The sequence below is a fragment of the Thioalkalivibrio denitrificans genome (assembly GCF_002000365.1).
In the GTDB taxonomy this organism is placed as follows: Bacteria; Pseudomonadota; Gammaproteobacteria; order Ectothiorhodospirales; family Ectothiorhodospiraceae; genus Thioalkalivibrio_A; species Thioalkalivibrio_A denitrificans.
In genome coordinates this window covers 22,071-33,881 of sequence record NZ_MVBK01000034.1, presented here as the reverse complement: position 1 = coordinate 33,881, position 11,811 = coordinate 22,071, and the positions used below count along the sequence as shown (strand labels likewise).

Genomic DNA, 11,811 nt, shown 5'->3' with positions numbered 1-11,811 from the left:
CCGCGATAGGACTCCGGCGGAAACAGTCTGTCATGCTGAGGCTGGCGACCATTTCAACGTATTCCACTCATGTATCAGCCTGTTGCGCGCCAGCCGGTGTCCGCCCGGTGAGATATGCGGGTTAATCGCCGTCAGGAACCGTCCCCGGCTCTCAGCACCTCGCGCGCGAAGGGGAGTGTCACGCGTCGGTGTTCCCGAAGCGATGCCTGACCGAGGCGCTCCAGGGCGTCGAGCAGCGAGGCCAGGTCGCGGGAGGAAGTCCTGAGCAGGTAATCGGCGACGTCCCCGGGCAATCCGAACCCGCGCCTGCGCGCGCGATCCAGGAGCACCTCGCGCTTTTCCCCGTCCCCCAGCGGGGCCAGTTGAAAGACCGGCCCCCACACAAGGCGGGATGCCATGTCCGCCAGACCCGGGGACAGGGCGCGCGGTGCGCGCCGGTCACACAGCACCAGCCTCGCACCACCGGCCCTGGCCTCGTTGACCAGGTTGAACAGGGCGGTTTCCCCCGCAGGCGATCCGCACAGCAGCCCGACGCCGTCGAGACACACCACGTCCAGACCAGCGAGGCCCTCCAGTGAACCGCTGGCCGCCTCGCGCAGCATGTCCGGCGGCAGGTAGGCGGCGCGGCGCCCCTGCCCCGCCGCCTCATGGCAGACGGCCTGGAGCAGGTGCGTTTTGCCCGTGCCCGCCTCGCCGTACAGATACACCTGGCGTTCACCCTCACCCCGCGCCAGGGCACGCAGGCTCTCCACCGCCAGCGCGTTGGCACCCACCCGATAGCTCTCGAAGTCCGAGCCTTCGGTCAATGCCACATCCAGGACAAACTGTCGCGCCATCACGCAGCGCGCCGGCAGGTGATCGCCCGACAGGTCCAGCCGACCACGTAGCCCAGGCCACTGACCACGGTGGTGACCACGACGATGCCGATGAGCGCGTCCAGGAACAACGGCGGCAGGGGCATGATCCCCGCATTGACCAGGACCGAGATCACCAGAACGATCTGAAAGAACGTATTGATTTTGCTCACCAGCAGCGGCTGCATTTCGAGACGCCGGGTCACGGCCCGGTACAGCAGTGCGCCCAGCATGATGACCACGTCGCGAAGTACCACGAGGGCCATGAGCCACAGGGGCAGCAGCCCCACGAACGCCATGGTGAAGTAGGTGCCGATCATCAGCACCTTGTCGGCCAGGGGGTCCAGGTAACCGCCCAGTCGCGTGTGCCAGCCATAGCGGCGCACCAGCCAGCCGTCGAGACCGTCGGACAGACCGGCCAGGAGCAGGAGCACCAGCACCCAGGCATACTCGCCCTGCAGCAGCGCCCAGATGATGGGCAGCGTGAGCAGCAGCCGCATGCAGGTGATGGTGTTCGGAAGCTGACGCAGGTTCACCGCGACAGGCGAAGATTCACTCGGGCCAGGGTGCCCGGTTCAGGGGTATCCGCCCCGGTTTCGGACGGCTCCAGTACCCGCCCCAGGCTCACCCCGCGTTCCAGATCCCTGGGACTACCCCGCAGCCGGGTGACAAACACGGCCCGCTCGGGCTCCACCTGGTAGGGCCTGAGTTCCGCCACGACGCTCAGCCCCGAGAGGTACTCGCGCACTCTCTGGTAGTCCTCCATGTCGTTGATGCCGTCCACGATCACCTGCACATGATCGTCCCCGGGCAGCAGGCCCGCAATGGCGAGCCGCCTGCCCAGAACGTCCACCAGGGACTGCAGTCCCTCGTCCAGGACATCCTCCACCGTCGGACCCTCGGCCCGGACGTCCTCCCGCAGATCCTGCCCCAGCAACCGCCAGCGGCCTGACCAGGCGTCACCCCGCGGTTGCAGGTGCACGGCCGCCACGTAGCGGGCCGAGTAGCGCTCGGAGGCCCTCAGCACCGGCTCGTGAAAACCGCCGGCGAGATCGGCAAAATCCACCGCGGCACGATCTTCCAGGTCCATCACCGGAAAGATCAACTGAATGCCCCGTGCCTCGGCAACCCGTTCCAGTTCCTCCATGAGGGAACGCCCCTCCTCGCCGCCAAGGATCACGCGGCGTCCGTCGTGCACGGCGCCCAGCCAGATCATCACGCCCGGTCGCTGGGCACCCCACAGGGGCAGACCCTGGTCTGTCAGCAGGCGCTCCAGGGCAGCGCCGTCGAAACGCACCTCCAGCCCCACCCCGTCGTCAGGCACGTCGACATACCGGAACCGCTGCACATAACGGCCCGCCTGCCCGCGCAGGTCCTCCACGCGCGGATCCTCCAGCACCTGGCGGTCTCCCGAGAGCTTCACCAGCACTTTCTCGAAGGCGCGTTCAAAACCCGCCTGGCGCGCCGGCCGGTCGCGATTCTCCACCGTCACCGTCGCCTCGTAGAGACGATCATCCGCGAGGGCGAGCCCGCCCAGGGACCCTGCGACCAGGCAAGCGGCAACACACCAGACCAGCAGGTGGGACAGCAGGGGACGCGGATTTTGTGGCCGGCTCATGGGATCGGGGGATTTTCGGTTGCGGGGCTGGTCGGCTAACATACCACAGTTCCCCGGCGCCTGACCGCGCCCGTCGACACGGGCGACGGGGCCGAAAAAACGTGGGCCGGCCTGTGTTTACACCCCGTCAGCCGACCGCTACCATCGACCCCCCGCAACCGCAGGACCCTGCCATGTCCAGCCCCGATCCAGAATCCCCCGACAGCCCGGAGGCCGGCGGCGGCCTGCGTTACCGCGACGCCGGCGTCGACATCGATGCCGGCAATGCCCTGGTGGAACGCATCAAGCCCCATGCCCGGCGCACCCACCGACCCGGGGTGCTGGCAGGGCTGGGCGGGTTCGGCGCGCTGTTCGAACTCCCGGTGGACCGGTTCCGGGAGCCGGTGCTGGTATCGGGTACCGACGGCGTGGGCACCAAGCTGCGCCTGGCCATGCATCTCAACCGCCACGACACCATCGGCATCGACCTCGTGGCCATGTGCGTCAACGACATCATCGTGCAGGGGGCGGAGCCCCTGTTCTTCCTGGATTACTACGCCACCGGGCGACTGGACGTGGACGTGGCCGCGGACGTGGTCAAGGGCATCGCCGACGGCTGCGAGCAGGCCGGTTGCGCCCTGGTGGGCGGCGAGACCGCCGAGATGCCGGGGATGTACCAGGACGGCGACTATGACCTGGCGGGCTTCGCGGTGGGGATCGTCGAGAAATCCGCGATCCTGGACGGCCGGCTGGTGCGTGAGGGGGATGCGATTCTGGGGCTGGCGTCCTCGGGCGCCCATTCCAACGGGTACTCGCTGATCCGCAGGATCATCGAGCTCGACGGCACGGATCTCGAGCAGGCCTGCGGCGACACCACCCTGGGAGACGCCCTGCTCGCGCCGACGCGCATTTACGTGCGCCCGCTGATGGATCTGATGGCGACACAGTCCGTTCATGCGCTGGCGCATATCACCGGCGGCGGCGTGCTGGAGAATATCCCGCGGGTCCTCCCGCCGGGCACCTGCGCACGCGTTGACCCCGGCGCCTGGACGCGTCCGCCCGTGTTCGGGTGGCTGCAAAAGGCCGGCAAGGTGCCCGAGCGCGAGATGCTGCGCACCTTCAACTGCGGTATCGGCATGGTGGTGATTCTGCCGGCCGACGAGGTGGACAAGGCCGTTGCCCTCCTGGCGCAATCAGGTATCGACGCCTGGCCCATCGGCGAGATCGCCGGCAGCGACGCGGTACCGCCCCACGTGGACCTGGTCACCCGGTGATGAGTCAGGATCTGCTGCCGGTGGTGATCCTCATCTCCGGCACCGGCACGAACCTGCAGGCACTCATCGACGCCGCCCGGTCAGGGGCTATCCCGGTGCGCATCGCGGCGGTGGTGAGCAATCGGCCCGAAGCCCCCGGGCTGGAGCGGGCCCGGGAGGCCGGCATCACCACGCACGTCGTGGACCATACCCGCTACCCAGACCGGGAGCACTTCGACCAGGCCCTGCAGGCCTGTATCGACGCCTACCGGCCGGGACTCGTGGTGCTTGCCGGTTTCATGCGCATCCTCACACCCGGCTTCGTGGAACATTTCGCAGGCCGCCTGATCAACATCCATCCGTCGCTGCTGCCGGACTTCCGCGGTCTGAAGACCCATGAACGTGCGCTTCGCGCCGGGGTCCAAGAACACGGAGCCAGCGTACACTTCGTCAACAATGAGCTGGACGGCGGCCCGGTAATCATGCAGGCGCGGGTGCCGGTGCACCCGGGAGACACCCCGGCGGAACTCGCCGCCCGTGTCCAGACCCGTGAGCACGAACTGTATCCCGCGGTGGTGGGGCTGTTCGGTACCGGCCGGCTGCGACTGGAACAGGATCGGGTCCTGCTAGACGGCCGCCCAGTGGATACGCCGCTGGACCTGGACGCGTCAAGGAAAGACCGCAAGGAGAACTGACTCATGCCCTGGAAGTTCACTGCCGCCGCACTGGCGCTGATCCTCACCGCTGCCCCGGCCACGGCCACGCCGCCCCCCTACACCGCCTTTTATGAGGCAACCGCCTACGGCAACACGCTCAAGACCCGCAGCTCGGTCAACTACGAACCGGGCCGCGTGCGCATGAGCCTCGATGCGCGCGTGGTGGGTTTCCTGCGCCTGCTCGGCCGCTTCGAGATGTCCCGAGAGGCCATCGTCTCCATCGGCCCGGAAGGCCTGAGGCTCCTGGAAAGTCTGCACAGTCAGGTGCAGCCGCGGCGCTCGCGCGAGGTGCATACCCGATTCGACTGGGAGACAGGACGCGCCGAGGGGGTCAACAACGGCGAGCCCTTCTCCCTGTCGGTCAGCGAGGACACCATGGATTACCTGTCCGTGCTGCTCGCCATCATGCAGGAGCTGCAGACGGGCACGGCGGCACAACGCCAGACCGTGGAGGTGATCGAACGGGACCGGGTCCGAAGCTACCGCCTGGTACGCGAGGGTACGGAGCGCATCCGCACCGAACTGGGTCGCCTCGACACCGTGAAGGTCACACGCCGTGACGACGACCGGGGCATCGCCCTGAGCGCCTGGTTCGCCCGCGACCTGCATTACATCCCCGTACGCTTCGACTACGAGGCCGACGGCCGCGTCTACGTCCTCAACATCACCGAACTGGACTGGCACTAATTCTGGTTTTGTGGCGGACGGCGAACTTCAAAGCGTTCAACCACAAAGCACACGAAGGGCACGAAGAAAAAAATGTTCTCTCGCAAAGAACGCCAAGCACGCCAAGGAAAGCAATGTTCAATTGCATCTCTGGCGTAGGTTGGGGTGAGCGCAGCGAACCCCAACGGTGGCACCACCTCTGATCGCGACTGTTGGGGTTCGCTGCGCTCACCCCAACCTACAAGACCCGCTGCACAATTGACTTTTCTTGGCGTACTTGGCGTTCTTTGCGAGAGAAGATTTCTTGGTCTTTTCCTTCGCATGGTTCGTGGTAGAACCACGCGCTCCATGAATCCCTTGGACACCGGAAACGCTCGTGACTGAAACATTCGACCTTGCCGTGATCGGCTCGGGGCCGGGGGGCTACCGGGCGGCGGTGCTGGGCGCATTGCGCGGGCTTGACGTGGCCATCATCGAGGGGGGCGACTGGGGCGGCTGCTGCCTCAATCGCGGCTGCGTGCCCAAGAAGGACTGGTATCACACGGCGAGACTGGTTGCTGCGCAACGGCATTTCTCGGGGCGCGGTATCCAAGGCAGCCTGCACGCGTCCATGGACAGGGCCTGGGTACACCAGGAAGCGGTGGTGGACACTGTGCGCCGAAGCTACCTGGATTACATGAAGCACCTCAAGATCGCCGCCATCGAAGGCACGGCCCGCTTCATTGATGCCGGGACACTGGAGATCGCCGGGCGCCACGCAGACCCGCGCCGCATTAGCGCCCGGCACACCATCATTGCCACCGGGGCCACGCCCTTCATCCCTGCCCCCTTCGAGACCGTGGAAGGCAAGGTACTCACCAGCGACATGCTCTTCGACACCCCACCCCCTGACGGCAAGCGCGTGGCCGTGATCGGCAGCGGCGTGGTGGCCACGGAATTCGCCTTCATCTTCTCCATGCTGGGCAAGGACGTGATTTGGCTGTCACGCTCGGTGGCGCTTCGCAGGATTCCGTTCAGCCCCCAGGCCATGGGGGCGCTGCGCACGGCGTTTGAGGAACACGGCATCGATCACCGAACCGGGGTGCACTTCGAGTCCGTCGACACATCAGGCGACGGCGTGGTCCTCAACCTTGGCGGCGGCGAGCAGGTGGAGGCGGACTGGATCTGCCTCGGCACGGGACGTATACCCAATACCGAGGGACTGGATCCGGGCGCGGCCGGCGTCAGGCTGGACGAGGAAGGGTTCGTGAAGCGCAACGCCTACCTGCAGACGGATGCCGACAACATCTACGCCATCGGCGACGTGGCCGGCCCCTGGATGACCGCAAACCATGCACTCTCCGACGCCACCATCGCCGTGGACAACATCATCACCGGAAACACGCGCACACAGGACCCGCTTCAGGTGCCGGTGGTGGTCTACAGTGCCGTGGAGATGGCACGTCTGGGCATGGACGAGGACATGGCCGAAGACCGGGAGCTGGAGCCCGCCGTGGGCTTCGCCGCGTTCGAGACCTCCCCCTGCGCCCTGGGCCAGGACGACACCGCCGGTTTCGTGCGCCTGGTCGCCGACATGGACACGGGCGCCCTGCTGGGCGGCGAGGTCATCGGCGGCGACGCCGGTGAACTCATCCACCTGCTTTCCCTGGCCCCCGATCGCGACACCGCACTCAACTGGATCGCGAAGGGCGTGTTCAACCACCCCGCCCGCGCCGAAGAGATCCTCAACGCCACCGAAACCCTGGCGATCAAATGGGGCCTCGGCGACACCGTCTTTGGCAAGTTTTGAGATGTTCTTGAACCACGAAGCTCACGAAGGGCACGAAGGAAAAGACAAAGACACGTTCTCTCGCAAAGAACGCCAAGCACGCCAAGAGGAGCAATATTCAATGGCATATCTGGCGTAGGTTGGGGTGAGCGAAGCGAACCCCAACAATCGCGGTCAGGGGGCACACCCATGTTGGGGTTCGCTGCGCTCACCCCAACCTACGAGATCCTCAACACGATTCGCTTTTCTTGGCGTACTTTGCGTTCTTTGCGAGAGAAGATTTTTCCTTCGTGCCCTTCGTGAGCTTCGTGGTTAAAACAACTCACGACTCATCGTCGTCCAGGGAGAACAATGACGCGTTGCCGCCGGTTGCGGCGGTGTTGATGGTGACCACGCGCTCGGTGGCGAAGCGGTGCAGGTAGCGCGGGCCGCCGGCCTTGGGGCCGGTGCCGGAGAGACCCTCGCCGCCAAAGGGCTGCACGCCCACCACGGCACCCACCTGGTTGCGGTTCACGTAGCAGTTGCCCACCCGCACCCGCGAGGCGATGGACTCGGCCACCGAGTCGATGCGGGTGTGGATGCCGAGGGTCAGCCCGTAGCCCGACGCGTTGATGGCCTCGATCACCGCATCGAGATCCCGGGCACGGTAACGCGCCACATGCAGCACCGGCCCGAAGATCTCGCGCTCCACTTCCTCGATACCGCTGATGCCGAAGGCCACCGGCGGGATGAACAGCCCGTGTTCCGTGGCTTCTCCCAAACGGCCCTCGCCCAGCACCGGCCTCCCTGCCTGGCGTTGACGGTCGATGTAGCCCAGCAGGTCGTCACGGGCCTGCTCATCGATGACCGGTCCCACGTCGGTGCACAGCCTTGCCGGATCTCCCACCACCAGTTCCTCCATGGCCCCGGACAGCATGTCCAGGAAACGCGGGGCGAGTTCCTCCTGCAGATACAGTACGCGCAGTGCGGAACATCGCTGCCCTGCGCTGCGAAACGCCGAGGCCATGACGTCCACCACCAGCTGCTCGGGGAGCGCGGTGGAATCGGCGATCATGGCATTGATGCCGCCGGTCTCGGCGATCAGGGGAATGATCGGTCCCGCGCGCGCGGCGAGCGCCCGATGGATGGCCTGCGCGGTCTCCAGTGATCCCGTGAAGGCGACGCCGCCGATACGGTCATCCCTGACCAGGGCGGCGCCGATGCTGCCATCCCCCGGCAGGAGTTGCAGGACGCCGGCAGGCATGCCGGCCTCATGAAACAGATGCACCGCCCGGGCGGCGATCAGCGGGGTCTGCTCCGCCGGTTTGGCCACTACGCAGTTGCCCGCCGCCAGCGCCGCGGCCACCTGGCCGCAGAAGATCGCCAGCGGGAAGTTCCATGGGCTGATGCAGGCGAAAACGCCTCGCCCGTGGAGAGACAGGCGGTTGGACTCGCCTGTGGGTCCGTGCAGAGACTCGCCCTGCCCGAAATCGGCAAGTGCGCGCATGGCGTAGTAACGGCAGAAGTCCACCGCCTCACGCACCTCCGCGACACTGTCGGGCAATGTCTTGCCCGCCTCGCGCACGCACAGGCCCATCAGCTCCGGCATGTGCCGTTCCATGAGGTCCGCCATGCGCTCCAGGCAGGCGGCCCGTGCCGCCACCGGTCGACCGTCCCAGGCCTTGAACGCCCGTTCCGCGACGGATGCTGCCTCTGCCACCTGGCCCTCGGTGGCCCAGACCACGTCGCCCACCGCCTGGCGACGGTCCGCGGGACTCGTCACGGGCACGGCGTCACCGCTCGTCTCCACGCCGTCGATAAGCGGAGCCGCCCGCCAATGTGTTCGTGCGGCCTCCTCCATCTGCCGTGCCAGGCGCTCCATCGTCAGCGGATCGGCCAGGTCCCGCCCGAGGGCATTGCGACGCTGCGCGCCGTAGAGGTCGGGCGGTGCGGGGATGCGCGGATTGCCGAGGGCGTCGAGATTGCGCAGCTGCCGCACCGGGTCGCGCACCAGCACTTCCACGGGGCGCCGGTCATCCTGAAGGCGATTCACGAAAGACGTATTGGCGCCGTTCTCCAGCAGTCGCCGAACCAGGTACGGGAGCAGGGCCTCGTGACTGCCCACCGGCGCGTAAACACGACACGGGGCGCCCCGATCGCCAAGCGCGCGATGCAACGCTTCGCCCATGCCGTGCAGACGCTGATACTCAAAGGGCCGTTCTCCGGCCATCTCACCCACCCAGGCCGCGGTATGCGCATTGTGGGTGGCAAACTGCGGATAGATGCAGTCCTCCGCTTGCAGGAGCAGACGGGCGCAGGCCAGGTAGGAAACGTCGGTATTCACCTTGCGGGTGAATACCGGGTAGTCGGCGAATCCCTGTTCCTGCGCCAGCTTGATTTCGCTGTCCCAGTAGGCCCCCTTGACGAGACGCACCATCAGCCGCCTGTCGTGACGGCGTGCCATGTCCGTCAGCCACGCGATCAGTGGGGCGCAGCGCTTCTGGTAGGCCTGCACCGCAAGGCCGAGACCCTGCCACCCGGCCAGGTCTTCGCAGGCGGACACCGCCTCGATCACGTCCAGAGAGATATCCAGGCGATCCGCCTCCTCGGCATCCACGCACAGGCCGATGTTCGCCTCGGCCGCTTTCACGGCCAGCTCGCCCAGACGCTGCACCAGCACGGGCAGAACCCGTTCCCGCTGTGCGAACTCGTAGCGGGGATGCAGGGCGGAGAGCTTCACAGAGATCCCCGGCGCCCGATGGACGTCTTCCCATGGGCCCTGCCGGGCGATCACGTCGATGGCATGGGCATACGCGGCGTGGTAGCCCACGGCATCAAGGTCCGTGCGCGCGGCCTCCCCCAGCATGTCGAAGGACTGGCGGATGCCCGCCTCGCGTGCATCCCGGGTGCGCGCCAGCGCTTCCTCGATGGTGCGGCCCGTGACGAACTGGCGTGCCAGCACGCCCATGGCCTGACGGATTGCGCCGCGGATCACGGTCTCGCCGCTGCGCTGAACCAGCCTGCGCATCACCCGGGAGATCTCTCCGCCGCCGTTCGCGTCCAGGTTCACCACGCGACCGGTGAGCATCAGTCCCCAGGTGGAGGCATTCACCAGAAGAGATTCGCTGTGCCCCAGGTGCGACGCCCAATCCCCCGCGCTCAGCTTGTCCCGGATCAGGAGATCGGCGGTCTGCGCATCGGGCACCCGCATCAGCGCCTCCGCCAGGCACATGAGCACGATCCCCTCGTGGCTGGAGAGATCGTATTCGTGCATGAGCGCGTCGACGCCGCCGTAAGCGGAGCGCTGTGAACGCACGGTGTGCACGAGTTCCGCCGCGCGCTCAGAGATACGCCCGTGCAGCGTGGTGTCGGTTTCCGCCAGAGATGCCAGAGCCAGCACGCATTGCACCTCGTCCGTGCGCAGCATGCGTCGCACTTGAAGGCGCAATTCCTCGGTGTCTGAATGTTCAGCCATCGGACCCCGTTCCGGATGCCGGCGCAGTCATGCGCGCCCATCCACCCGCCTGTCCCCGGGGCAGCGGGTGAAAGTTTGCAACATTTCGATTATGGGAGAAGTCGCGGCATTGTGCGAAAGCGGGTCGCGCACACCGAATCCCCCTCAATCACGAAGCGCAGGAAAAACAAAAGAGCGGTTCTCTCGCAAAGCCGCGAAGAACGCAAAGAAACCCGATTGAATAGGGCGCCCGATGGGCGCCGTCGGGAACTGACCGAAGGCGGGTCGGCGGGCGCGGCCCGCCCTATGAAATTCCTTTGCGGGCTTCGCGGCTTTGCGAGAGAAGACTTTTCTTTCTGCCTTGTGACATTCGTCGTGCGCTTCGTGCTTGAGGGGGGGGAATCGGTGTGGGCGGTACCTTTCGCCGCGCTCAGAACCACACTCCTCCGATACGCCAGCGCGGGCGGCGCAGGTCCCTGCGCAGCAGGGGGCCATGGTCAATGTCGACGTCATCGAGGCCCAGCGGGCGATGCTCGTGGCTCGGGCGCAGTTCGAGCAGCCTTGCAATGCGCCGCTCGGTGGGCGGGTGGGTGCGCAGCCACGAGGGCTCGGGGATGCGCCAACCGGGGATGAGTATCCGCTCCATCATGCCCCCCTGCACCGATTCCAGCCGCGCCAGCGCCAGGGCGAGGCCCTCCGGGTCGCCGGTGAGCATGGCGGCACCCAGGTCCGCCTGGTATTCCCGGCTGCGCGACAGCGCCAGCTGCAACAGTGCACTGAGCGTGGGCGCGAAAATGAGCAGCGCAATGGCCAGCCAGCTGATGGTCACCTCGCCCATCACCAGCAGGGGCAGGTTGATCAGCAGGAGGAACTGTCCGACCAGGGACAGGACCCCGGTGAGTCGGCTGGAGAGATCGGCGAAGGTCATGGTGCGCAGGTCGTTGTGGGCGATGTGGCTGACCTCGTGCGCCAGCACCGCGATCAGCCTGCGCTGATCCATGCCGCGCAGCAGGCCGTCGGACAGCGCCACGGCCGCCTGGCGGCGGTCCCCGACGGAAAACGCGTTCATCACGCGACTGGGCACATAGTAGAGCGCAGGCACCGCGGGCAGGTCGGCCCGGGCGGCGAGTGCTTCCATGATCGCCGTGAGCACCGGCGCCGTGTGGGTGTCCAGGCGCCGGGCCCGGTACAGGCGCATCACGAGCCTGGGCGGGAGCGCCGGATTGAACAGGTAAAGAAGCAGCACCATGGCCACGGCCACCAGGGCGTACCCCGGGCCGCCGAGCAGCCACCCCACGGCCCCAAGCAGGGCCATGAGCCCGCCCACCAGCAACGCGGAGTGGACGGCGTTCGTGATCCGGTGACTGAGTACGTGGCTCCGTTCCATGACGGCTGTGCTGCCCGGCTAGCCCGCATATCTCACCGGTCGGACACCGGCTGGCGCGCAACAGGCTGAAACATAAGTGGAATACGTTGAAATGGTCGCCAACCTCAGCATGACAGACTGTTCCCGCCGGAGTCCTA

The 11,811-nt window shown here is 66.6% G+C and carries 9 protein-coding genes; 4 read left to right on the top strand and 5 right to left on the bottom strand.

From position 1 onward, the window contains the following. Positions 1-131 precede the first annotated feature (131 nt). From hda to B1C78_RS05880, 3 genes are read right to left on the bottom strand one after another with little or no spacing between them, the layout of a single operon-like run. Entirely contained in the window at positions 132-836 is a 705-nt protein-coding gene (gene hda, locus B1C78_RS05890; protein ID WP_077278228.1) for a DnaA regulatory inactivator Hda, read from the bottom strand. Then, on the bottom strand, positions 836-1,390 hold the full coding sequence (locus B1C78_RS05885) for a CDP-alcohol phosphatidyltransferase family protein (protein ID WP_077278227.1): 555 nt from the start codon (positions 1,388-1,390) through the stop codon (positions 836-838). The genes hda and B1C78_RS05885 overlap by 1 nt, the downstream gene beginning before the upstream one ends. Then, positions 1,387-2,514, bottom strand: a complete 1,128-nt coding sequence (locus B1C78_RS05880) for a DUF2066 domain-containing protein (protein ID WP_245795331.1) — start codon at positions 2,512-2,514, stop codon at positions 1,387-1,389. Before B1C78_RS05880 ends, B1C78_RS05885 begins: the two co-directional genes overlap by 4 nt. Before the next feature lie 131 nt (positions 2,515-2,645). Between B1C78_RS05880 and purM the strand changes: the two genes are divergently transcribed. The 4 genes from purM (at position 2,646) to B1C78_RS05860 (ending at position 6,875) form a co-directional block, all read left to right on the top strand. Beyond that, a complete protein-coding gene (gene purM, locus B1C78_RS05875) occupies positions 2,646-3,725 on the top strand; it encodes a phosphoribosylformylglycinamidine cyclo-ligase (protein WP_077278225.1) in 1,080 nt (359 codons plus the stop codon). Further along, positions 3,725-4,399, top strand: a complete 675-nt coding sequence (purN, locus tag B1C78_RS05870) for a phosphoribosylglycinamide formyltransferase (protein ID WP_077278224.1) — start codon at positions 3,725-3,727, stop codon at positions 4,397-4,399. Before purM ends, purN begins: the two co-directional genes overlap by 1 nt. Positions 4,400-4,402: 3 nt before the next feature. Next, entirely contained in the window at positions 4,403-5,107 is a 705-nt protein-coding gene (locus B1C78_RS05865) for a DUF3108 domain-containing protein (protein ID WP_077278223.1), read from the top strand. 355 nt (positions 5,108-5,462) lie between these two features. Further along, a complete protein-coding gene (locus B1C78_RS05860; protein ID WP_077278222.1) occupies positions 5,463-6,875 on the top strand; it encodes a dihydrolipoyl dehydrogenase family protein in 1,413 nt (470 codons plus the stop codon). A 301-nt stretch (positions 6,876-7,176) separates the two neighbouring features. Here B1C78_RS05860 and putA read toward each other — a convergent pair whose 3' ends face one another. Both putA and B1C78_RS05850 read right to left on the bottom strand, forming a co-directional pair. Next, positions 7,177-10,308: a bifunctional proline dehydrogenase/L-glutamate gamma-semialdehyde dehydrogenase PutA gene (gene putA, locus B1C78_RS05855; protein ID WP_077278221.1), complete on the bottom strand. Its 3,132-nt coding sequence runs from the start codon at positions 10,306-10,308 to the stop codon at positions 7,177-7,179. A 409-nt stretch (positions 10,309-10,717) separates the two neighbouring features. Further along, positions 10,718-11,674 carry a zinc metalloprotease HtpX gene (locus tag B1C78_RS05850; RefSeq protein WP_077278220.1) on the bottom strand — a complete coding sequence of 319 codons (957 nt, stop codon included), beginning with the start codon at positions 11,672-11,674 and terminating at the stop codon, positions 10,718-10,720. Positions 11,675-11,811: the final 137 nt, after the last annotated feature.

What these genes read in the sequence shown, in the direction of transcription:
- hda (WP_077278228.1), bottom strand. Translation starts at nt 836, where the DNA reads ATGGCGCGACAGTTTGTCCTGGATGTGGCATTGACCGAAGGCTCGGAC.
- B1C78_RS05880 (WP_245795331.1), bottom strand. Translation starts at nt 2,514, where the DNA reads ATGTTAGCCGACCAGCCCCGCAACCGAAAATCCCCCGATCCCATGAGC.
- purM (WP_077278225.1), top strand. Translation starts at nt 2,646, where the DNA reads ATGTCCAGCCCCGATCCAGAATCCCCCGACAGCCCGGAGGCCGGCGGC.
- purN (WP_077278224.1), top strand. Translation starts at nt 3,725, where the DNA reads ATGAGTCAGGATCTGCTGCCGGTGGTGATCCTCATCTCCGGCACCGGC.
- B1C78_RS05865 (WP_077278223.1), top strand. Translation starts at nt 4,403, where the DNA reads ATGCCCTGGAAGTTCACTGCCGCCGCACTGGCGCTGATCCTCACCGCT.
- putA (WP_077278221.1), bottom strand. Translation starts at nt 10,308, where the DNA reads ATGGCTGAACATTCAGACACCGAGGAATTGCGCCTTCAAGTGCGACGC.
- B1C78_RS05850 (WP_077278220.1), bottom strand. Translation starts at nt 11,674, where the DNA reads ATGGAACGGAGCCACGTACTCAGTCACCGGATCACGAACGCCGTCCAC.